General features: G+C 75.1%; 21 protein-coding genes and 2 tRNA genes. 9 read left to right on the top strand and 14 right to left on the bottom strand.

Translation table 11 applies throughout. The features are described 5' to 3' along the window. Positions 1-14: 14 nt before the first annotated feature. A complete protein-coding gene (locus AQJ30_RS14550; protein ID WP_067233412.1) occupies positions 15-947 on the bottom strand; it encodes a transketolase family protein in 933 nt (310 codons plus the stop codon). Positions 948-1,000: 53 nt separating this feature from the next. After that, entirely contained in the window at positions 1,001-1,708 is a 708-nt protein-coding gene (locus AQJ30_RS14545; RefSeq protein ID WP_067233409.1) for a thiamine pyrophosphate-dependent enzyme, read from the bottom strand. A 134-nt stretch (positions 1,709-1,842) separates the two neighbouring features. Here AQJ30_RS14545 and AQJ30_RS14540 point away from each other — a divergent pair. Beyond that, positions 1,843-1,916, top strand: a tRNA-Pro gene (locus AQJ30_RS14540). Positions 1,917-2,081: 165 nt separating this feature from the next. Here the strand turns inward: AQJ30_RS14540 and AQJ30_RS14535 are convergent. Further along, positions 2,082-2,939 carry a helix-turn-helix transcriptional regulator gene (locus AQJ30_RS14535; protein WP_067233408.1) on the bottom strand — a complete coding sequence of 286 codons (858 nt, stop codon included), beginning with the start codon at positions 2,937-2,939 and terminating at the stop codon, positions 2,082-2,084. Between the two features lie 144 nt (positions 2,940-3,083). On the opposite strand from AQJ30_RS14535, the gene AQJ30_RS14530 reads away from it, so the two are divergent. Beyond that, a complete protein-coding gene (locus AQJ30_RS14530; protein ID WP_067233612.1) occupies positions 3,084-3,818 on the top strand; it encodes an SDR family oxidoreductase in 735 nt (244 codons plus the stop codon). A gap of 270 nt (positions 3,819-4,088) precedes the next feature. Beyond that, positions 4,089-4,499, top strand: a complete 411-nt coding sequence (locus AQJ30_RS14525) for a VOC family protein (protein WP_067233404.1) — start codon at positions 4,089-4,091, stop codon at positions 4,497-4,499. Positions 4,500-4,558: 59 nt separating this feature from the next. Here the strand turns inward: AQJ30_RS14525 and AQJ30_RS14520 are convergent, their stop codons facing one another. The 3 genes from AQJ30_RS14520 to AQJ30_RS14510 are packed head-to-tail and all read right to left on the bottom strand — an operon-like array spanning position 4,559 to position 7,652. Further along, complete coding sequence (locus AQJ30_RS14520; RefSeq protein ID WP_067233402.1) at positions 4,559-5,083, bottom strand: NUDIX hydrolase family protein; 525 nt, start codon at positions 5,081-5,083, stop codon at positions 4,559-4,561. Positions 5,084-5,107: 24 nt separating this feature from the next. After that, on the bottom strand, positions 5,108-6,247 hold the full coding sequence (locus AQJ30_RS14515; protein WP_067233401.1) for an amidohydrolase family protein: 1,140 nt from the start codon (positions 6,245-6,247) through the stop codon (positions 5,108-5,110). A gap of 1 nt (position 6,248) precedes the next feature. Beyond that, the gene (locus AQJ30_RS14510; protein WP_067233399.1) at positions 6,249-7,652 is read right to left on the bottom strand and encodes a type I glutamate--ammonia ligase; all 1,404 of its coding nucleotides are present in this window, start codon (positions 7,650-7,652) and stop codon (positions 6,249-6,251) included. Positions 7,653-7,912: 260 nt separating this feature from the next. On the opposite strand from AQJ30_RS14510, the gene AQJ30_RS14505 reads away from it, so the two are divergent. After that, on the top strand, positions 7,913-8,839 hold the full coding sequence (locus AQJ30_RS14505; protein WP_067233397.1) for a Cof-type HAD-IIB family hydrolase: 927 nt from the start codon (positions 7,913-7,915) through the stop codon (positions 8,837-8,839). Next, positions 8,836-10,080: an amidohydrolase gene (locus tag AQJ30_RS14500; protein WP_067233396.1), complete on the top strand. Its 1,245-nt coding sequence runs from the start codon at positions 8,836-8,838 to the stop codon at positions 10,078-10,080. Before AQJ30_RS14505 ends, AQJ30_RS14500 begins: the two co-directional genes overlap by 4 nt. Positions 10,081-10,143: 63 nt before the next feature. Here AQJ30_RS14500 and AQJ30_RS14495 read toward each other — a convergent pair whose 3' ends face one another. After that, positions 10,144-10,413, bottom strand: coding sequence for a WhiB family transcriptional regulator (locus AQJ30_RS14495; protein WP_067233394.1), 270 nt, complete (start codon positions 10,411-10,413; stop codon positions 10,144-10,146). 184 nt (positions 10,414-10,597) lie between these two features. On the opposite strand from AQJ30_RS14495, the gene AQJ30_RS14490 reads away from it, so the two are divergent. Next, a complete protein-coding gene (locus AQJ30_RS14490) occupies positions 10,598-11,785 on the top strand; it encodes a thiolase family protein (RefSeq protein ID WP_067233392.1) in 1,188 nt (395 codons plus the stop codon). 11 nt (positions 11,786-11,796) lie between these two features. Here AQJ30_RS14490 and AQJ30_RS14485 read toward each other — a convergent pair whose 3' ends face one another. Beyond that, entirely contained in the window at positions 11,797-12,624 is an 828-nt protein-coding gene (locus AQJ30_RS14485) for a class I SAM-dependent methyltransferase (RefSeq protein ID WP_067233391.1), read from the bottom strand. A gap of 301 nt (positions 12,625-12,925) precedes the next feature. Here AQJ30_RS14485 and AQJ30_RS14480 point away from each other — a divergent pair, with 301 nt between their 5' ends. Next, positions 12,926-13,699: a sulfite exporter TauE/SafE family protein gene (locus tag AQJ30_RS14480; protein WP_067233389.1), complete on the top strand. Its 774-nt coding sequence runs from the start codon at positions 12,926-12,928 to the stop codon at positions 13,697-13,699. A 15-nt stretch (positions 13,700-13,714) separates the two neighbouring features. Here AQJ30_RS14480 and AQJ30_RS14475 read toward each other — a convergent pair whose 3' ends face one another. Continuing rightward, a complete protein-coding gene (locus tag AQJ30_RS14475; RefSeq protein WP_067233388.1) occupies positions 13,715-14,545 on the bottom strand; it encodes a phosphotransferase in 831 nt (276 codons plus the stop codon). Positions 14,546-14,595: 50 nt separating this feature from the next. Beyond that, positions 14,596-15,492, bottom strand: coding sequence for a methylenetetrahydrofolate reductase (locus AQJ30_RS14470; RefSeq protein WP_067233386.1), 897 nt, complete (start codon positions 15,490-15,492; stop codon positions 14,596-14,598). Positions 15,493-15,665: 173 nt separating this feature from the next. Between AQJ30_RS14470 and AQJ30_RS14465 the strand changes: the two genes are divergently transcribed. After that, the gene (locus tag AQJ30_RS14465; protein ID WP_067233384.1) at positions 15,666-16,412 is read left to right on the top strand and encodes a cobalt-precorrin-6A reductase; all 747 of its coding nucleotides are present in this window, start codon (positions 15,666-15,668) and stop codon (positions 16,410-16,412) included. A gap of 24 nt (positions 16,413-16,436) precedes the next feature. On the opposite strand, the gene cobF is transcribed toward AQJ30_RS14465, so the two are convergent. Then, positions 16,437-17,210 (bottom strand): precorrin-6A synthase (deacetylating), encoded by a 774-nt coding sequence (gene cobF / locus AQJ30_RS14460; RefSeq protein WP_067233383.1) that lies wholly within the window; start codon positions 17,208-17,210, stop codon positions 16,437-16,439. A gap of 75 nt (positions 17,211-17,285) precedes the next feature. After that, positions 17,286-17,795 carry a DUF309 domain-containing protein gene (locus AQJ30_RS14455; RefSeq protein WP_067233381.1) on the bottom strand — a complete coding sequence of 170 codons (510 nt, stop codon included), beginning with the start codon at positions 17,793-17,795 and terminating at the stop codon, positions 17,286-17,288. Between the two features lie 99 nt (positions 17,796-17,894). Here AQJ30_RS14455 and AQJ30_RS14450 point away from each other — a divergent pair. Further along, positions 17,895-17,968: transfer RNA gene (locus AQJ30_RS14450), tRNA-Pro, on the top strand. A gap of 137 nt (positions 17,969-18,105) precedes the next feature. On the opposite strand, the gene AQJ30_RS14445 is transcribed toward AQJ30_RS14450, so the two are convergent. Together AQJ30_RS14445 and AQJ30_RS14440 are read right to left on the bottom strand one after the other, a co-directional pair. Then, the gene (locus tag AQJ30_RS14445) at positions 18,106-18,819 is read right to left on the bottom strand and encodes an SDR family NAD(P)-dependent oxidoreductase (protein ID WP_067233380.1); all 714 of its coding nucleotides are present in this window, start codon (positions 18,817-18,819) and stop codon (positions 18,106-18,108) included. A gap of 20 nt (positions 18,820-18,839) precedes the next feature. After that, entirely contained in the window at positions 18,840-21,455 is a 2,616-nt protein-coding gene (locus tag AQJ30_RS14440; RefSeq protein ID WP_079084032.1) for a SpoIIE family protein phosphatase, read from the bottom strand. Positions 21,456-21,581 lie beyond the last annotated feature (126 nt).

Below are 21,581 nucleotides of genomic sequence, written 5' to 3'. Positions count from 1 at the left end.
TCCGGTCCGCGGCGTCACCCGGCCACCGGCACCCGCCCCCCTGCGAGGAACGCCCCGATCCGCTCCCGCAGCGATCCCGCGTCCAGGCCGTGCGCGGCGACGTGTTCCTCCACGGTGCCGTACCGCCGGAGCTCCCGGCGGCCGACGCCGAGGCCCAGCACCCGGTGGGGCACGTCGGCGAGGGCGTCGTTCGCGGCGGCCGTCGAGGTGCCCGCGAGGTACGGCTCCACCAGTACGACGTCCGCCGTGGCGTGCTCGGCGGACCAACGCAGCGCGGCGGCGTCGAAGGGGCGCACGGTCGTCGCGTACAGCACCGTGACGTCGAGGCCCTCCGTCGCCGCGAGCACCGCGTCGAGCATCGGCCCGACGGCGAGGACCACCCCGCAGCGGCCCTCGCGCACGACCAGGAACCGCTCCCCGTCCACGGGCAGCGCGGTGCTGTTGGCCTGCACCGACAGCCGCACGTACACCTTGCCGTCGGCGCTGGGGTCGCCCGGCCGCACCGCGTGCCGCAGCAGCGTCTCGGCCTCGTCCGGATGCCCTGGCACGTGCACGGTCCAGCCGTCGAGCGTGTCCAGCAGGGCCACGTCCCCGGGTGCCATGTGCGTGAAGCCGCCGGCCGGCCAGTCGAAGGACGCGGCGGCGCTGACCAGCACCGCGCCCGCGTCCTGGTGGCCGAGGTCGAGCTTGACCTGCTCGAAGGGCCGCTCGACGAGGAAGCTGGCGAACGTGTGCACGACGGGCCGCATCCCGGTGAGCGCCAGCCCGGCGCCCGCGCCGATCAGCAGCTGCTCGCGGATGCCCACGTTGATCACCCGGTCGGGATGGCGGGCGCGTGCCCCGTCCAGGGCGGCGGCGCCGATCTCGGCGACCACGACGGCGACCCGGGGGTCCTCGTCGAGCATCCGGGAGACGGCGGGGGCGAAGCGGTCACGCATGGTGTCCATGGAGGGCCTTTCGGAGCCGGTCGACGGTGGAGGAGGGGGTGGAGGAGGTGTCGTCAGTCGGACTTGGGCTCGACCCGGGCGACGACCGCGTGCGGGCGGCCCGGGTGCGGGGCGGTGAAGGCGGCGTACAGGGCCTCGTGGTCGCGGCCGTCGACGGGCGCCGTCGACCACCCCGCCGCCTCGAAGCGCGCGACGATGCCGCCCGGCCGGGCGTACGTGGCCGAGGAGTTGTCGACCACGACGGTGTGCAGCCGCTCCAGACCGGCCGGGCCGGCGAAGGCGATCGCCTCGTGGTTGCTGCCCTCGTCCAGCTCCGCGTCGCCGACGAGCACCCACACCGCGGGCCCGCTGAGCCCCTGGGCGCGCAGCCCCAGCGCCGTGCCCACGGCGATCGGCAGCCCGTGCCCGAGGGAACCGCTGCCGATCTCCACGCCCGGCACGAGGGTCCGGTCCGGGTGGTGACCGAGGGGCGAGTCGTAGGAGCCGAAGCCCGGGAGCCAGGCGGCCGGCACGAAGCCCTTGGCGGCGAGGACCGCGTAGTAGGCCATCGGGCCGTGGCCCTTCGACAACAGGAACCGGTCACGCTCCGGGTCGTCCACGCGCTCGGGCGCGACCCGCAGCACCCGGTCGTGGAGCACCCACAGCACGTCGAGCGTGGAGGTGGCGGCGGGGCCGTGCTTCTCGTCGCCGGTCATCCTGCGCATGAGGTCCGGCAGGTCCGCGTAGCTGTACGCCCGACGGCGTTCCTCGGTGATCGTCATGCGGTCGATCGTGCAACCTCGACCAAACTTGAGGTCAAGTGCGGCACGGCCGAAACGGGTGCGCGACCACCGACCCGAGTGCGGTATTGTTTCCCTGCGCGTTCGGCCAGGGGAAACCCCAGGTCAGACGGCACCGGGACGTGGCGCAGCTTGGTAGCGCACTTGACTGGGGGTCAAGGGGTCGCAGGTTCAAATCCTGTCGTCCCGACGGTGTGGTCCGGCGGGCCTGTCGACAACGACAGGCCCGCCGGACTTTTTCGTGCCGCCGCTGGCCATGGTGGCGTCACCGTCCGCGGCGCAGCCGCCGCAGCTCGTCCAGTCGCCGCCCCCCGCCAGGTCGGGGTCGGTCGCGAAGCCTGCCGTGTCCGGTGGACTACGAGGAGGCGGGCGGCGGTCCGGTCTCCGTGCGGCGTCGGGTGGCGTGCAGGGAGCCGAGGAGGCCGAGGGCCCGGGCGCTGGGGCTGCCCGGTTCGGCGTGGTAGATGACGAGTTGCTGACCCGGGGCGTCGCGGACGTCGAAGGCCTGGTAGGTGAGGGCGAGCGGACCCACCTCGGGGTGGTGCAGGTTCTTGGCGTCCCGGCTCTTGCCGCGCACGCCGTGGGCGCTCCACAGGCGGCCGAACTCGGTGCTGTGAGCGGTGAGTTCCCCGACCAGCCGACGCAGGTGAGGGTTGTCCGGGTCGAGGCCGGCGCCCTCGCGCAGATTGGCCACGGCTGCCTGGGCCGCCCGCTCCCAGTCGGCGTAGAAGTGCCGCCCCGCGGGGTCGAGGAAGATCATGCGGGCCAGGTTGTCCGCCGGGTCGAACGGGATGAAGAGCGCGTCGGCCAGGGCGTTGGTGGCCAGGACGTCCAGGGTGCGGCCCAGGACGAAGGCCGGGGTGTGCGGGTAGCCGTCCATCAGCTGGCGCAGGGCCGGACTCACCCCGGCCGCCGTGTGGACGGAGGCTTCCGCACCGGACGCGCCGCCGGCCAGGCGGAACAGGTGCGTGCGCGCGTCGCCGTCCAGTCGCAGGGCGCGGGCGAGGGCGTCCAGGACCTGGGGGGAGGGGTTGCGTTCGCGGCCCTTTTCCAGGCGGGTGTAGTAGTCGGCGTTCACCCCGGCGAGGACCGCGACCTCCTCCCGGCGCAGTCCGGCGACCCTGCGCGTTCCGTGGCTGACCATGTCCACGTCCCGTGGCGTGAGGCCGGCCCGGCGGGCGCGCAGGAAGGCCCCCAAGTGGTTGTCGTCCATGCACCACAGGCTAGGCGGCTGTCCGCCGCGTTGCCTGGGTGTGCCGCACCCAGGCGACGGGCGTCCTGGTCCGGTGCGGGCCGTCCGCACAGACTCGGTGGCGCAGTCAGCCGACTGCGGAGCCACCCCATGGAGGACATCGTCATGACGCAGACCACCAAGGTCGTCCTGGTGACCGGCGCGAGCAGCGGGATCGGTGAGGCGACGGCCCTGCGCCTGGCCGCCGACGGCCACCGGGTGTTCCTGGGCGCGCGCCGCACCGAGCGCCTGGAGAAGCTGGCCGGGCGGATCGCCGCCGACGGGGGCACCGCGGACTTCCGGCGGCTCGACGTCACCGACGCGGCCGACGTACGGGCCTTCGTCTCGGCCGCGACCGAGCGCTGGGGACGCGTGGACGTGATGGTCAACAACGCCGGAGTGATGCCGCTCTCGCCCCTGTCGGAGCTGAGGGTGGACGAGTGGGACCGGATGCTCGACGTGAACGTCCGCGGCGTGCTGCACGGCATCGCGGCGACCCTGCCGGTCATGCGGGAGCAGGGCGGCGGCCACATCGTGAACGTCGCCTCGGTCGGCGCGTACGAGGTGGTGCCGACGGCCGCCGTCTACTGCGCCACCAAGTTCGCCGTGCGCGCCCTGTCCGAGGGACTGCGCCAGGAGTCGGCCGGGGACATCCGGGTCACCGTGGTCTCCCCGGGCGTCACCGAGTCCGAACTCGCCGACTCCATCTCCGACCCGCGTGCACGCGAGGACATGAAGACCTACCGCTCGGTGGCCGTCCCGGCGTCCGCGATCGCCGACGCCATCGCCTTCGCCGTCTCCCAGCCCGCCGAGGTCGACGTGAACGAGCTCGTGGTGCGCCCGGCCGCCAGCGCGCAGTAGCGGCGGGCGTGTACAGGGCCTCCGTACCGTCGCCGAATGGGGTTCGGCAGCAACTCGAGCGCTGAGGTGGGGTGTTGCCCTGGCCCGCGGTGATCACTAAGGTCGGTCGCGTGACTGCCGGGTCGGCCTTGGGCCATGCACGAGGGGTACTCCCGGCCTCGGCGTGAGCCCGAGGCGGGCCAGAGGCCCGCCCCCTCCTCCGCGTCTTTGCTCCCGGCGCCCACGCAGGGCGCCTTCCGCACGGAACCCGAGACCGGAGACCCGCCACTGATGTCCTCCCACCAGCCCTACCCCCATGCCGGCGTCCAGCTGAACCACACGGCTGTGTACGCGAGCGACCGCCACCTGTCCGCCGAGTTCCTCGCCGCGATCCTTGGCCTGCGGGTCGGCGCGCCGTTCGGGCCGTTCCTGCCGGTCGACCTGGGCAACGGCGTGACGCTCGACTACTGCGAGAAGAGGGACGAGCCGATCCAGCCGCAGCACTACGCCTTCCTCGTAGCCGACGGGCAGTTCGACGCCGTGATCGCCCGTCTCGAGGCGGTCGGGGTCACCTACTACGCGGACCCCGGCCATACCGACCCCGGCCGGGTGAACGATCTGTTCGGTGGCCGAGGCGCCTACTTCGCCGACCCGGACGGTCACAACATGGAGGTGATGACCCGGCCGTACGCCCGCCCGTAGAACGGGACGATGCCCCTGGCGATCACCAGCGTGATCACCAGGGGGCACCGGGGCCGGTGTCAGCCCAGGCCCACATGGGCCAGGGCCTGGCGGAGGAGGAAGCCGTGGCCGCCCGGCATCTCGCTCAGCACCTCGGGCGAGGCCGCCTCGTGCGGGCTGAACCACACCAGGTCCAGCGCGTCCTGCCGCGGCCGGCAGTCACCGGTCACCGGCACGATGTACGCCAGCGACACCGCGTGCTGGCGCGGGTCGTGGTACGGCGTGATACCGACCGTCGGGAAGTACTCGGCGACCGTGAACGGCTGGAGCGAGGTGGGCACCCGGGGCAGCGCGACCGGACCGAGGTCCTTCTCCAGGTTGCGCAGCAGGGCGTCCCGGACCCGCTCGTGGTGCAGGACCCGGCCGGAGACCAGCGTGCGGCTGACCGTCCCGTCCGGGCCGATGCGCAACAGCAGTCCGATGCTGGTGACTTCGCCGCTGTCGTCGACGCGCACGGGCACGGCCTCGACGTACAGGATCGGCATGCGGGCACGGGCCAGTTCCAGCTCGTCCTGGCTCAGCCAACCGGGCGTGGTCTCGGTCATGTCAGACATTGCTTGATCATACTTTCAGTGTCCGGAAGGGAGCCGGTAGACCCGGCGGGCGTTGTCCGCTCCCGCCCAGCGCGCGAGGCGCAGCGCGTCGGACAGGTGCAGTTCGTCGGCGTCGACCCGGTCCTGGAGCAGGTCGCCCAGTCCCCGGCGGAACGCCAGCGCGCCGAGGTGGTAGAACTCGGCGACACCGTAGGCGTCGGAGCTGTACAGCAGTTTGCGGAACGGTGTGATCTCCAGCGCCTCCTCCAGCACCGCCCGCGCCCGCGCCGGACCCACGTGGTGCAGGGTGAGCCCGACGTCCAGGTACACGTGCTCGAACACCGCGGCCAGGTACGCCGCCCGGCGCTGGTAGGGCCAGCAGTGCAGCAGCAGCACCGGGACGGCGCCGCCGGTCGCGTGCAGCCAGTCGGTGAGCAGGCTCGGGTCGGCCCGGTGCAGCCGCAGGTCGGCGTCGCCGAAGCCGGTGTGCAGCTGCAGCGGCAGCCCCAGGTCCACGGCGGTCCACAGCAGGTGCCGTACGAGGACCGGGTCGTCGAGCCGGCCGCCGCGCGCCAGCCAAGTACGGGCGGCCCGGGTGACCTCGGCGTCCGAGGGACGGGCCGGGTCCAGGTCGAAGCCGGTGCGGTAGGCGGCCACCGACTTCACCCCGACCACGCCCGGGCGGCGCACCGCCTCCAGCGCGGCCGCGCGGAAGGCGTCCGCGTACGCCCCCGCGTCCACGCCCCGCGCGGCCACCGCCTCCCCGACCCCCTCCAGCCGTACGACCTCGTGGGCGGTGCCGCCCCCGGCGCGGGCCAGGGCGGCGGGCGGGGTCAGGGGGAGCGGGGCGTACCCGGTGTCCACGCAGAAGACGCCGGTGCGGGCGGCCGACAGGAAGCGCCGGGTCACCTCCCGGGCGCCCAGCTCCGCGCGCCGGGCGACGTAGTCCTCGGGCGGCGCGTGGCGCGGCAGGTCGAGCACGGGCGCGCAGTGGCGGCGGACGGCCACCCCGGCGGGCGTGTCGAAGGGGGACAGGCCGGGCCACCGGTCGCCCTCGGTGAGCAGCGACTCGAACCCCGGCCCGTCGAGGTCGCCGGCGGCCACCCCGTGGCAGTGGTGGTCGACCAACTCCAGCGCGGCCAGCGCCTCGTGGACCGGTCCCTCGGGGGCGCCCACGTCAGTACCGCCAGCGGTAGGCCGCCGCCACCCGCTCGTCGTCCAGCCCCGCCACGCCGGCCGACTCGCCCTCCCGTACGGCGCTCACCGCGTCGGCGAGCACCGGGCCGAGCGCGGCCCGCAGCACCTCGTCCCCGCGGAACGCGGCCACGGCCTCGTCCAGCGAGGCCGGCAGCCTGTGCACGCCCCGTTCCGCCGCGCGTGCCGCGTCGAGCCGCACCGGGTCGCCGGTCGTCTCCACGGGGAGCCGCGCGCCCGACCCGACGCCGTCGAGTCCGGCGGCGATCAGACAGCCCAGGGCCAGGTACGGGTTGGCGGCCAGGTCCACCGGCTTGACCTCCAGGTTGGCCTGTTCCTCGCCGTGGCCCGCGGTCCCCGGGACCAGGCGGATCGCCGTCTCGCGGGTCTCCAGGCCCCACGCCGTGAACACCCCGGCCCACTGCGACGGCTTCAGCCGCAGGTAGCTCGCCGGGCTGGGCGCCGTGACGGCGGTCAGGGCGGGCAGCCGGCCCAGGATCCCGGCCGCGAACGCCTCCGCGTCCGCCGTCAGACCGTGCCGGCGGTCGCCGCCCGTGTGCAGGCTGCGGCCGTCGCGCCAGGCCGACAGGTGGACGTGGCCGCCGTTGCCCACCCCGCGCGCGGACACCGCGGGCGAGAACGACACGCGCAGGCCGTGGCGCCGGGCCACCGCCCGGATCGTCTGGCGCACCAGCACGCTGCGGTCCGCCGCCGCCACCGGGTCCAGCGCCCCTACCGACATCTCGAACTGCCCGGCCGCGTACTCGGGGTGGAGCTGGTCGACGTCCACGCCCTGGGCCGCGCACGCGGCGAGCAGGTCGGCGAGGCAGTCGCTCAGCTCGACCTGCCGGGTCGCGCCGTACGCCGGGCCGGCCGCCGCGGGCACGAACGCGCCCTCGGGCGCCGTGTCCAGGCCCACCGACCACTCGATCTCCAGCGCCGCCCGGAAGGTGAGTCCGTGCAGCTCCGCGGCCCGGGCGACGGTCCGCCGCAGGAACGTCCGCCCGCACCCGGGGTGCGGGGTGCCGTCCTGCGCGATCCGGTCGACGGGCGCCCACGCCCAGCCCGGCTGCGCGGCCAGCACCGTCAGGTGGTCGAGGTCCGGGTACAGCCGCAGGTCGCCGTCCGGGCCGCCGAGCACGTCCGTGGTGACGCTGCGGTCGTCGGCCAGGAAGGTGTCGAACACCGGGGACATCCCGACGCCCCACGCCGCGGCCGACGCCAGCTTCGCGGTCGGCACCGTCTTCACCCGGGTCACGCCCGCGGTGTCGACGTAGGCCAGCACGATCCCGTGCACGCCCCGCCCGGACAGCTCCCCGCCCAGTGCGGTCGCCCGCTCGACGTCGCCGGGGCGCCCGCCGGGCACCGGGTCGGCCAGGGTGGTCATGGGCACGCGCCCCCTTCCGGGCTCCCGTCCACCGGGTTCCCGCCGGTCACGCGGCCCATTGTGCCCCCGGATGATCGGCATGTCCGGGAAATCGGGCGAGGCGGATGGTCCGGGGCCCGGGGCAGGGGGTGGCCACCCCTCGGCGCCCCCCGGAGGCCCCGGGTCGCCCCGGTAGGGTGGCGAGGGCCCTCAGGGGCCGGCCCGTACCGAAAGCTCCGCGCCCGTCACGCCGCGGCCCGGGCCCGCACAGAAGGCAGGACATGCCCTACTCCTCCTCGCCCCTGGACCCCGTGGACGCCCTGACCGAGGCCACGCCGTGCGCCGCGCCGCCCGCCGACATCCGGCTGGTGGTCACGGACATGGACGGCACGCTGCTCGACGACGACAAGCGCGTCCCCGCCGGGCTGTGGGACGCGCTGGCGCGGCTGCGGGAGCGCGGGGTGCTGTTCAGCCCGGCGAGCGGACGGCAGTACGCCACCCTGGCACGGGAGTTCGCCGAGGTCGCCGACGGCATGGTGTTCATCGCGGAGAACGGCACCTACGTGGTGCGCGACGGCGAGGAGCTCAGCTCCGACCCGATGGACCGCGCCGTCGCGGCCGACGTGGTCCGGGCTGTACGAGGCCTCGCGGCGGGCGGCGTCGACGTGGGCGCCGTCGTCTGCGGCAAGCGGTCCGCGTACGTCGAGCGGTCCGACGAGCCCTTCCTGGCCGAGGTGCGCCGCTACTACCTGCGCCACGAGGTCGTCGAGGACGTCACGGCCGTGGACGACGACGTCATCAAGGTGGCCCTGTTCGACTTCGGCTCCGCCGAGCGGACCACGGCCCCGGCCCTCGCGCCGTTCGCGGGCACGCACCAGGTCGTCGTCTCCGGCGAGCACTGGGTGGACGTGATGAACCGCACCGCGAACAAGGGCGCCGCCCTGCGCCGCCTCCAGCGCGAGCTCGGCATCACCCCCGCCCAGACCATGGTCTTCGGCGACTACCTCAACGACCTGGAGATGCTGGACGCCGCCGACTGGTCCTTCGCCATGGCCAACGCCCACCCCGAGGTGATCCGCCGGGCCCGGCACCTCGCGCCGTCCAACAACGACAACGGCGTCCTGCGCACCCTCGCCCGCGTCCTCGGCCTCCCCCTGGACCCGCCGCTGGACCCGCCGCTGGACGGCGCCGGGACGGACGCCGCGTGAGCGCCCCGTCCGCCGTCGCCCGCCTCACCCGCGACCTGACCGACGGGCTGGACGGCGCGGACCTCGAGGACTTCTACCGCGACCTGCACCGCCACCCCGAACTGGCCTTCCGGGAGCACCGCACCGCCGCCCGGCTCGCGACACGCCTGCGGGCCGCCGGGTACGAGGTCACCGAGGGGGTCGCCGGGACGGGCGTGGTCGGCGTGCTCGCCCACGGGGACGGCCCGGTGGTGTGGCTGCGCGGCGACATGGACGCGCTGCCGGTGTCCGAGGCGACCGGGCTGTCGTACGCCTCCACCGTCGACGGGGTGATGCACGCCTGCGGGCACGACCTGCACGTGACCTGGCTCGCGGCGGCCGCCGAGGCGCTGGCGGCCGGCCGGGACGCCTGGTCGGGCACGCTGGTCGTGGTCGGGCAGCCCGCCGAGGAGGCCGGCGGCGGTGCGGCGGCGATGGTCGCGGACGGCCTGCACGAGCGCTTCCCGCGCCCCGACGCGCTGTTCGGGCAGCACGTGGCCCCCGGCCCCGCCGGGTTCTACCCGCACCGGCCCGGCCTGGTGATGTCCGCCTCGGACGACATCGACGTGGTCGTGCACGGACGGGGCGGCCACGGCTCACGCCCCGAGGCGGCCGTCGACCCGGTGGTCACCGCCGCGTACGTCGTCACCCGGCTGCAGACCGTGGTGGCCCGCGAGGTCGCCGCGCGGGAGCAGGTGGTGCTCACGGTGGGCCGGTTCCACTCCGGCACCACGCACAACACCATCCCCGCCGACGCCCGCCTCGCGCTCAACCTGCGCACCCAGGACCCCCAGGTCCGGGCCCGCGTCCTGGACGCCGTGCGGCGGATCGTGGAGGGGGAGTGCGCGGCGGCGGGCTGCCCCCGGCCGCCGGAGGTCACGGTGGCGTCCGGCTACCCGACCACCGTCAACGACGCCGCCCTGGACGCCCGGGTGGCCGCCGTCCACCGCGAACTGTTCGGCGACGGCACGGTGTTCGACGTCGGCCCGGTGATGGGCAGCGAGGACTTCTCCCTGCTGGCTCCCGCGGGCGTGCCCTACGACTACTGGCTCGTGACCTCGACGCCCACGGCGGTGTGGGACGCGGCGCCCGGCGAGGACCTGCTGACCCGGCTGGACAACGTCCCCGCCAACCACAGCCCCCTGTTCGCCCCCGACCCGTCGGTCCTCCTGCCGGGCGTACGCACCCTGGTGTCGGCGGCACTGGCCCGGTGGGCGGAATGACATCGCACGGCGGGCTGACATCCGGCGGCTGAGCCGTACCTGGCGACCCCTCAGGACGACCCCTCAGGCAGCGGCTCTCCGCGCCGCACCGCGGGCCCGGCGTCCGCCCGCCGCGCGCAGCAGGTCCGCGCGCTCCGCCTCGTCGGTGCCGCCCCAGACACCCGTCGTCTGGGCATGGGCCAGGGCGTAGGCCAGGCAGTCCGCGATCACCGGGCACCGCGCGCAGACCCGCTTGGCGGCGGCCACGTCCTCCAGGGCCGGTCCTGTCGAGCCCACGGGGAAGAACATCTCGGGGTCCTCGCCCACGCAGGCAGCTTTGGTCAACCACATCATGCGGGCGCGGGTGTCCCGGGCCGACGGGTGCAAACACCCCCGTGCGCCATGACTCCCGCGAGCCGGGAGGCGCGCCGCCCCGGATCTTCCCAGCACCCCGGTGGGCGGTCTATAGTCCGAAACTAGCAGCGCTAATTAATCACGGCCGGCCCCCGGGCCGGGCAGCGTCGGTAGGAGTCCTGTCGTGCGTCCCGTCCACTTCGCGGCCGCCCGCCGCACCCCCATCGGCAGACTGCGCGGAGCCCTGTCGTCCGTGCGGCCCGACGACCTGGCCGCGGGCGTGATCCGCGCCCTGGTCGCCGACGTCCCCGCGCTCGACCCCGCCCGCATCGACGACGTGTACTGGGGCGCCGCCAACCAGGCGGGCGAGGACAACCGCAACGTCGCCCGCATGGCCGCCCTGCTCGCGGGACTACCGGAGTCCGTGCCGGGTGCCACGGTGAACCGGCTGTGCGCCTCCGGCCTGGAGGCGGTCACCACCGCGGCCCGCACCGTCGCCGCCGGCGAGGCGGACGTCGTCCTCGCGGGCGGCAGCGAGTCGATGAGCCGCGCCCCGTTCGTGCTGGCCCGCCCCGACGAGGCACTGCCGCACCGCGTCGAGACCGTCGACACCCGGCTCGGCTGGCGGCTGGTCAACCCGGCGATGAAGGAGCTGCACGGCCTGCTGGCCATGGGCGAGACCGCCGAGGAGGTCGCCGAGCGGTACGGCGTCTCGCGCGAGCGGCAGGACGAGTTCGCCCTGCGCAGCCACCGGCTCGCCGCCGAGGCGCGCAAGAACGGCCACTTCGACGACGAACTCCTGCCCGTCGAGCGGCCCGACGGGGTGGTCGTCGACGCCGACGAGGGCATCCGCGAGGACACCTCGTACGAGAAACTGGCGTCCCTCAAGCCCGTGTTCCGCAAGGGCGGCACGGTCACCGCGGGCAACGCCTCGCCGATGAACGACGGTGCCGCGGGCCTGCTCCTGGTGAGCGAGGAAGCGCTGAACGACCTGGGCCTGGAGTCGCTGGGCCGCTACGTGGCCGGTGCCTCGGCGGGCGTCCACCCGGACGTCATGGGCATCGGGCCGGTCCCGGCGACCCGCAAGGCGCTGGCCCGCGCCGGGTGGGGCGTCGACGACCTTCAGGAGGCCGAGTTCAACGAAGCATTCGCCGCGCAGGCGCTCGCCTGCGTCGACCAGCTCGGCATCGACCCGGACCTGGTCAACCCGACCGGCGGCGCGATCGCCCTCGGCCACCCGCTGGGCTGCTCCGGCGCCCGCATCCTCACCACCCTCCTGCACCGCATGCGCCGCACCGGCGCGGAGCGCGGCCTGGCCACGATGTGCGTGGGCGTGGGACAGGGGAGCGCGGTGCTGGTCGAGCGGCACTGACCCCGAGCGGTTCAGGGACGGGCCTCCTCGGGCTTCCACCCCCACGCCGTGAGCATCCCGGCCGACAGGGCGGCACAGTCCGCCGAGCCGAGGTAGCGGACCGCCTCGTCGACGGCCGCCGCGTCGACCAGTCCTGTGGCCAGCATCGCCGGCCGGCTCCGCTCCCAGGTGTCGGCCCAGAACCGGCTGAGGGGAGAGCCCGGCACCAGCGGCGGTACGTGCACCTCGGCGGCGACGGACCGGAGCCCGGCCTCCCGCAGCAGCTGCGGGTAGGACGGCACCCAGGTGACGTCCGTGCCGATGGTGTTCCTCAGCCCTTGCCACATCGCCGCCATCGCCGTGGTGTACGGCGTGGCCGGCGTCCGGTCGCCGGTCAGGTCGACCGCGTCGCTGAGGACCAGGACGCCGCCCGGTTCGACGAGTGCGGCCAGGGCGGCGATCACGCGGCGGTACTCGGGCAGGTGCATCAGCACGAAACGGGCGTGGACGAGCCGGAACCGTCCGGTCACGAACCCCTCGGTCGTCACGTCGGCCTCGCGGACGTCGAGCCCGGGCACACGCCGTGCGGTGAGGAAGCGCGCGTCGCGGTCCACGGCGACCACGCTCGCCACCCCGCACTCCTGAAGGAGCCGCAGGGACACGGTGCCGGTGCCCGCACCCACGTCCAGGCAGCGCCATCCCGGGCCCACGCCGAGGGCCCTCAGCCGTGCGACGGTGATGTCGTCGTAGGCGAGGGCACCGAAGTCGATGCGTTCCCCCTCGCCGCCCTGGTCGGGACGGAAGACGGCCTCGCCGTAGCGGCCGGCGCCCGGCGCGCCCGCGCCGCCGTCGGCGGTCACGGGGCGACCGCCACGTCGGAACGGCCGTTCCACCGTCCGGACGGGAGTCGGGCCGGGGCGCCGTGCAGGGCGTCGTCGAAGGAGTTCAGCACCGGACCTCCAGGCGCGGGGGAGCGGGAGCGGACGGCCCGGAGCGAGGCCGTCCGCCGCCGATCCTCCCCCGGCAGCCGCCCGCACCGTCGAGGCGCGCCGCTCCGCATCGGAACGGCCGACCGGGTGTGCCCCGACGAGCCGTAGGAAGGGGTCACTGGGCGGGACGGTGCTGACCCCGTGGATGCGTGCGCATAGCATCGGTGCCCGCATGAACATCATCTCCTCGTGGCACATCACCGGCTGGGAGTTCGCCGCCCTGGCCTTCGCGGCGCTGCTCGTCGGCTTCTCCAAGACCGCCGTCAGCGGCGCCAACACGGTCAGCCTGGCGATCTTCGCGGCCGTGCTGCCCGCCCGCGCCTCCACGGGCGTGCTGCTGCCGGTGCTGATCGCGGGGGACGTCCTGGCCGTCCTCACCTACCGCCGGCACGCCCACTGGCCCACGCTGTGGCGGCTGTTCCCGGCGGTCGCGGCCGGGGTGGTCGTCGGCACGCTGTTCCTGGTGTGGGCCGACGACGCGGTCGTACGGACCTCGATCGGCGCGATCCTGCTGCTGATGGCGGGCGTGACCGTCTGGCGGCGCCGCACGGCCGAGCGGACCGACGACCCCGACGCCGTGGTCACCCGCGCCGGCCGCGTCAAGGCCCGCTCCTACGGCGTCCTGGGCGGCTTCACCACCATGGTCGCCAACGCGGGCGGCCCGGTGATGTCGCTGTACCTGCTGTCGGCGGGCTTCAGGAAACTGGGCTTCCTCGGCACGTCCGCGTTCTTCTTCCTCATCGTCAACGTCTCCAAGGTGCCCTTCAGCGCGGGACTCGGCCTCATCGACGGCCGCTCACTGCTCCTGGACGCCGCACTGGTCCTGTTCGTCGTCCCCGGCGCGCTCCTCGGGAAGTGGGCGGTGCACCGCATCAACCAACGGCTGTTCGAGCAGCTGGTGATCGCCGCGACGGTGGTGGGCGGACTGCAACTGCTGCTCCGCTGACGTCCGTCGGGCAGGTCAGTTCCGGCGGGCGTCGCGGATGCGCTCCAGCCACTCCCGGGCCAGGCGGTGCCCGTCGGGGTACTGGTCGTCCCGGTCCCAGCGCCATGCCGTGACCATCGCCAGGACCAGGGTCCGGCAGGCGCGCAACAGCCCCTGGTCGAGCCCGCCGTAGTGCGCGCCGACCTCCTCGGGGGCGTGGGCGACGTCGAACGCGACCGGCCCGCGGCAGCACGTCTCCAGGTCGACGAACAGCGGCCCGTCCCCGGTGGCGAGCAGGTTGCCCGGGTGCGGTTCGCCGTGCAGCAGCTGCTCGGCGCCGCCGTGCCCGACGATCGTGCGCCGCAGGTCGCGCAGCGTGCCGGCGAGCAGCGTCCGGTCGGCGTCGGCGAGGGCCGGGGTGCGGTCGCGGTCCGCCACGAGGCGCTGCGCCTGCGCGACCCGGTCGGTGAAGTGCGGCACCGCCACGTCGAGCGTGCGCATGCCTCCGTGCAGCCGTTCCAGCGCGCGGGCGTAGTCGGCCGGCGCGACCTGGCCCGGCGCCACGGGCGCGTGGTACGTCCACAGCGTGACCACGAAGCCGTCCCGCTCCAGGACCCGCGGCCCCACCCGGGGGTCGGGCACGGCCACCGGGCACACCGACGCCGCCAGCCGCCCGGCGAGTTCGACCTCGAACCGGGCGACCTGCTGCGCCTCGGGCGCCACCCGGGCCAGGACGTCGCACGGCAGCAGTCGCAGCGTGAGCTTGTTGGAGTCGTGCAGGACGACCGCGTCCCGCACCGCGAGCCCGCACGAGACGGCGGCCGCCCGGGCCGCGGCGACCGCGCGCCGTCCCTCCGCAGTGTCCACGCCCCTCCGCCCCCTTCCTCGCCGGACCTGAGCCCCGGACGTCCCGTGCCTCAGGCGGTGGCGGGAGCCGGTGCGGGGACCTGGGCGCCCGTGCGGAAGGCGGCGGCCCAGTCGGACGTGGCTCCTATGCCGCCGAACGTGTAGAAGTGCAGGCCCAGTTCGCCGTGGCGGCCGGGGTCGTGGCGCTCGGCCAGCGCGTGCACGAACCGGTCGGGGCCGGCCGTGCCCATCAGGTTGGTGAGGGAGAAGCCGTACTTCTTGGCGATGCCCGCGCTGGTGCCGACGCCGAAGCGCGCCGCGTACCGCAGCAGCCGCCGTATCCCGGCCGGGCCCGGCACGCCGACCCGCACCGGCAGGTCCACGCCCCGGTCACGCACCGCCTCCAGCCAGGCGAGCACCGGCTCGGGGTCGAAGCCGAACTGGGTGATCACGCTGCCGGTGAGGCCCTCCTCGCGCAGGACGGCCGCCTTCTCCTCGATCGCCGACCACAGCGCCGGCTCGCTGATCGCCGGGTGGCCCTCCGGGTAGCCGCTCACCCCGACGTGCCGCACGCCGTACTCCTGCAGCAGGCCCGAGCGCAGGACGGCGAGCGCGTCGTCGTACGGGCCGAGCGGCACGGACGGGTCGCCGCCGACGACGAAGACGTGGTCGGCCGCGCCGGCGTCCCGCAGGGCGGACAGGAACGCCTCGAGCTCCGCGCGGGAGCGCAGCCGGCGCGCGGACAGGTGCGGTACGGGCACGAGCCCGAGCCGCCGCACGGCCCGTACGGCGGCCAGGCGCAGCTCGGTGTCCTCGGTGCCGAGGAAGGTGACGTTGACGCGGGTGCCGTCCGGGATCGCGGGCCGGGCCGCCTCCAGCGCGGCCACGTCCTTGCCGGTCATCTCCAGCGAGTAGCCGTCCAGCAGGTCACCGGCGGCCGGGCGGGGGAGAGGGGCGACGACGTCCATCGGTGTGCGCTCCCCGTCCCTCGTGTCGTGTGCGTGCGGCCGTGACCGCGGTCCCGCTCCGCTGCCGGACCGCGCCGCACAGGGTAACAACCGGCCCCGCACGGCCCTTCCCCCGCGTCCGGTGACACGGGCCGCCCCCGCGGCGGCGAAAGGCGCCCCCTAGGCTCGGCGCCATGTCCCCGCACGTCCTGATCCTCGGCGGCACGACCGAGGCCCGTGAGCTGGCCGCCGTCCTCGCGGCCCGGCCCGGCGTCCGTGTCACCACCTCGCTGGCGGGCCGGGTGTCCCGGCCGGGGGCGCTCGACGGCGAGGTGCGGACCGGGGGGTTCGGCGGGGCCGGGGGACTGGCCGCGTGGATCCGCGACCAGGACGTGGCCACCGTCGTGGACGCCACGCACCCCTTCGCCGCCGGCATCACCGCGAACGCGGCCCGCGCCGCCGCGGACACCGGACGCCCGCTGGTGGTGCTGCGCCGCCCCGGCTGGTCGCCCGGGCCCGGCGACCGCTGGCACGACGTCCCCTCCCTGGAGGCGGCGGCCGCCCTGCTGCCGTCCCTGGGCCGCCGCGCCCTCCTGACCACCGGACGCCTGGGCCTGGCCACGTTCGCCCACGTCACGGGCGTGCACTTCGTCGTCCGCTCGGTCGAGCCGCCCGAGCCGCCGCTACCCCCGGACACCCGGCTCGTGCTCGCGCGCGGCCCGTTCACCCTCGACGACGAACTGGCTCTGCTGCGCACCCACCGCGTGGACGTCCTGGTCACCAAGGACAGCGGGGGAGCGGCCACCTCGCCCAAGCTGACGGCCGCCCGCACCCTGGGCCTGCCCGTCGTGATCGTCCGCCGCCCCGCCCTCCCGGACGGCGTGACCGCCGTACCGGACGTGGTAGGCGCCCTGGACCGCCTGGGCCTTGCCGCGCCGTGACCGGACGGCCCGCGGCAGGCGCCCCTACGGGCGGTCCGGGTTGCGGCGCAGCAGGTAGGTGTCCATGATCCAGCCCTTGCGCTCCCGGGCCTCCGCGCGCAGCCGCTCGATGCGGGGCGCGGCCTCGGCGAGCGGACCGGCGACCAGGATCTCGTCGGGCGTGCCGATGTACGCCCCCCAGAAGATGTCCATGTCCTCGTCGGCGTACCGCCGGAAGGTCTGGTGGGCGTCCAGCATCACCACCACGTCGTCCACGCCGTCCGGGAAGCCCTCCGCGAGCCGGCGCCCGGTGGTGATCTGCACCGGCCGCCCCACGCGGTTCAGCCCCGTGCGGTGCCGGGCGACGAGCGCCGAGACACTGCTGATGCCCGGCACGACGTCGTACGCGAAGTCCACCGTGCCGCGAGCCCGGACCTCCTCCAGGATGCCGATCGTGCTGTCGTACAGCGCAGGGTCGCCCCACACCAGGAACGCGCCGGTCTCCTGCTCGCCCAGCTCCTCGGCCATCAGCCGCTCGTAGATGTCCGCGCGGGCGCTGCGCCAGTCCCCGACGGCCGGCGAGTACGCCGTGCCGCCCGCGGTGCGGTCGCGCTCCGGGTCCCGGGCCTCCACCACCCGGTACGTGCCCTCCGGCACGTGCGTCGCGAGCATGTCCCGGCGCACCTGCGTGAGGTCGCTCTTCACCTCGCCCTTGTCCAGGACGAAGAACACGTCCGTGTCGCGCAGCGCCCTGACGGCCTGGAGGGTCAGCTGGTCCGGGTCGCCCGCGCCGATGCCGATGACATGAATGGTTCGCACGCACCGAGTCTGCCGTACGGCACCGACCGTGACCGCACCGGTCCCGCACGCGCGCGGGGACGGCGCCGGGACGGGTCAGCGCAGGTGGGGCGCCCGGGCCCGGGCGTCCACGGGGGCGTCCGTGCGCTCGACCTCGTCCGCCAGCGCCCGCGCCCAGGCGATCACCCCGGGCAGGTCGATCCCGTACGGACGCGCCTCCCCGTCCCGCGCGGCCCACTCCTCGGCCGCCCCGGCGCCCCGGCGCAGCAGCCGGGCCCCACCGGTCCGGTTGCCGCGCGCCGCGTGCGTGAGGCCGACGGCCAGCTGGGCGAGGCCCCGCCACAGGGCCCGCTCCTCGTCCGGGCCCGACTTCCAGGCGTCCTCGAACACCTCGTGCGCGTGGAACGGCTTGCCCGCCGCGAGCAGGTCCTGTGCCTCGGCGACCGTCTCGTCCGGGGTGCGCACCACCCCCTCCGGCTGGCGCTCCACCCCGGGCGCGCCGTACGGCAGGGGCCGCCCGAGCCCGTCCCGGGGCCGCGCGTTGCGCGCCCGGCCCTCCTGGTCCCGGTCCCGTGCCTCGCCGTCCGTCGCCCTCGTGCCGCTCATACGGCGATTGTCCCGCCCGGCGGCCGCTTTCGGCGCACCGCCCGGTGTGGGGTAGAGTTCGGTACGCGCGATCACGCGGCTCCGGCCGCGGAAGCGCACCGGGACGTGGCGCAGCTTGGTAGCGCACTTGACTGGGGGTCAAGGGGTCGCAGGTTCAAATCCTGTCGTCCCGACGGTGCGAAGGGTCTTCGCGGGCAGCAGCCCGTGGGGGCCCTTTTTGCATGTGCGATGTGCGGGCAGTGGCCCGTGGGGTCCTTTCCGCATGTCGGCCCAGCTGGTGGACCGATTGGGGCCCGAGACCCCGTCGCGTTCAGCCGAGCGGAACGCCCGTGTGCTGCTCCAGCGCGTGCAGCAGGCGGGCCTGGAACTCCTCGTCCAGGGCCGCGGGATGGGGAGCCCGGGTCTGCCGGTGGTACCAGTAGCCGCCGGTCGCCGGGGTCACGTCGGGGTGGGTGGCCAGCCAGACCTGGGTGCGGTGCCCGGCGACCAGGTCGTCCGGCGCGCTCGCGCCGCCCATGCGCGTGGGCACCCAGCCGGGGTCGACCGCGTGGCTGGTCGTCCCCGGCCAGCGGGCCGCGCACGCCTGCGACAGGGCGGTGACCCACAACTTGGTGTCGCTGTAGGAGGCCGTGCCCCGCGTCAGCCCGCGCAGGTCGGTGGAGCCGGAGCGGTGCATGCCGCTGCTGAGGTGGATCAGCCGGGACGGCTTCTCCAGCAGGGCGGTCAGCAGGTACGGCGCGACCGTGTTCACGGTGACCGTCTCGGGGCCGCTCAGGACACCGGCGTTGTGGACGACGACGTCGAAGCGGCCGAACGCGGCGGCCTGGCGGGCGACGTCCTCGATCTCGGCCGGCACGGAGAGGTCGCCGAGGACCACGCCCGCCCACCGGTCGGCCTGCGCCGGGTCGCCGAGCCGGGACCGGTTGCGGGCGTGGACGACCACGTCGTGCCCCTCACCCGCCAGTGCCTCCGCGGTGTCGCGGCCGAGGCCGGTGGAGGCCCCGGTCACCAGGATCAGAGCCATGTTCGTTCTCTCCCGTTTCTTCAGGGGCCGGGCGGAGTGGGGCGTAGCGCCAGGAGGGCGATGTCGTCGGTGCTCCCGGCGCCGAGGCCCAGGATCAGCTCGTCGCAGAAGACGTCGAGGGGTGCCCGGGCGAGGGCCGCGGTGTGCCGGCGCAGACGGGTCATGGCGTCGCTGAGGGATTCCCCCGGGCGCTCGATCAGGCCGTCGGTGAACATCAGCAGGGTGGAGTGGGCCGGCAGGGCGTCACGGGCGGTGGGCCTCGGGAAGCCGCTGTCCACGCCGATGAGGAGACCGGAGGCGGTGTCCAGGTAGCGGGTGTCGCCGTTGGGGCAGGTCAGCAGCAGGGGGAGGTGCCCGGCGGAGGAGTGGTGCACCTCCCACGGGCCGTCGCGGGGACCGGTGACGACGGCGTAGGCGCACGTCGCGGTGGAGTGCGGGTAGAGCGTGAGGGTGGCGAGGTCGAGGCGGCCCAGCACCTCCGAGGGCCGGTCCTGGAGGTCGACGGCGATCCCGCGGAGCATGTTGCGCAGCTGGCTCATCGTCACCGCCGCGTTCAGGTCGTGCCCGGACACGTCCCCGATGACCAGGGCCGTGTCGCCGTCCGGCAGGGTGAAGGCGTCGAACCAGTCGCCGCCGACCTGGGCGGTCGTGCTGGACGGCGCGTAGCGGGCCGTGATCTCCATGGACGGGATGTGCGGGAGGCGGGGCAGCAGGGAGCGCTGGAGGCGTTCGGCCGCGGTACGGGTGTGCTGGTGCAGGCGCGCGTTGTCGACACTCAGCGCGATGCCCTGGACGAGGTCGGCGACCAGGAGCGCGTCCTGCTCGGTGAAGGGGGCGTCGTGGCCGGTGCGCACGACGATCAGGGCGCCCAGCACCTCGCGGCGGGCCCGCAGCGGGGCCATGATCGTGCTGCCGGCGCCGAGCTGCTGGAACAGTTCCAGCTGCCGGGCGTCCAGGGCGCTCTCCGCCTGGTCCGGCGGGGGGACGTCGGTGATCAGCAGGGGCCCGGCGCCGTTCAGCACCCGGGCCAGCGGCCCCCGGGCGTTCTCGGACACCGGGGGCAGCCTGCCGAGGTCCACCCCGGCGCTGAGGGCCTGCGGCTCACGGTGGACGACGCAGACCCGTTCGGCGTCCCCGTACTCGTCGAGCAGGTCGACCACGCACCAGTCGGCCAACTGCCGGGTGAGGACGTGGCACACCCGGCGGAGCCCCTCGCGCAGGTCGAGGGTGCTCGACAGGGCGCTGGTGGTGTCGGCCAGCAGGCTCAGCCGCTCCCAGTCCCGGGCCGCCCCCGCGTCGCCGGCCCGCGGCGCCGCAGCCGGACCGGTGTGCAGCCGTGGCGAGGCCCCGGTACCGGGACGCGGCACCGGCCTCTCCTCCCCGGGAGCCGTGGCCCGGGGCCTGAACTGGCCGACGTGCACCGTGCGGCCGTCCACCGCCTCCTGGCTCTGGACGTGCAGGCGCACGGGGACCAGGCTGCCGTCGCGGTGCAGCCCCGGCAGCGGGATGGACCGGCCCATGATGCGGGACCGGCCGGTCAGCTGGAGCGCGGTGAACCCGGCCTGATGGCGCTCGCGCAGGTGCTCGGGGATCAGTACGGTCAGCGGCCGGCCGATCAGTTCGTCGGTCTGCCAGCCGAGCAGGTCGCCCAGGGCGGCGTTGGCGGCGATGATCCGGCCGGCGTCGTCGGCCGCGACCGTCGGGACGGCGCTGTCCTCCAGGTCGCCGGCGTCCCACGGCGCCAGTTCGGCGGAGGCCGCGTCCGGCACACCGGGCAGCAGGGTCCACGCGGTGGGCGCGCTCCCGGCGAGCTGGGTGGCCAGTTCGTCGAGCACCCACTGGTGGTGGCCGCGCACGTGGGGCGGGGCCGGGAGGGTCAGCAGGGCGCCCAGCTGGGCCGCCGCGTCGCCGTGTTCGAGCACGTGCCGCAAGGTGTCCACGGCCGGCGCGGCGTCCACCGGGAACGCCACGTCGAGGGTGACCGTGGCGCCGCCGGTCACCGTCTCCTCCAGAGCGGAGGCCGTGCACGCGTTGAGGGCGCCGGACACGTCGGCGGCGGCCACCAACTCGGCCCGCGAGATCCCGGCGCGGTCCTCGAGGCCGGTGGTGAGGGCCAGCTCGCGCAGCATCTCGTCGCCGTGCTGCTGGGCCGCGCGGAACAGGACGAGCGGCACGTCGACCAGCTTCACGGTCGTGGTCCGGCCCCGGACCGGCGCGGACTCCCACCCGGACGTCGGCGGCGCCGGGGCCTGGGGCCACAGCTCGAACCAGACCGTCTTGTGGCCCTCGCCCGGGTGGGCGCCGTGGCTGGACGCCAGTTCCTCGACCACGGCGAGGCCCCGTCCGGCACCGGCGTACGGCCTCGGCTCCCGCGGCACGAGCGGGCGGTCCGGCCGGCCGTCGTCCACCCGCACCCGTACGTGTCCCTCGTGCGACCAGACGCGCACCTCGACGTCGGTCCGCGCGTGCAGCACCGCGTTGGTCACCAGCTCGCTGGTGAGCAGCTCGGCGGTGTCCACCACCTCCGGCGCGTCCGCACGCAGCGCCGACCGCACGAACCTCCGGGCCAGCGGCACACTGCGTGCCTCCGGGGGGAAGCACTCGTAGAGGGCCGCGGGGGGACGGGAACGATCCATGACGCTATCCATCCCGCCGTGCGGCGCGGATCTAACGCACCGGACCTGGTGGAGGGGCGGGGCCCCGGCCGAGGGCGGCACCCGGCGAGCGACCGAACCCGGTGACGTGACCGGCCACGGATCGCG

This window comes from Streptomyces longwoodensis (genome assembly GCF_001514125.1).
In the GTDB taxonomy this organism is placed as follows: Bacteria; Actinomycetota; Actinomycetes; order Streptomycetales; family Streptomycetaceae; genus Streptomyces; species Streptomyces longwoodensis.
Note: the sequence above shows the minus strand (reverse complement) of the source record. Positions and strands in the feature narration are given on the sequence as shown.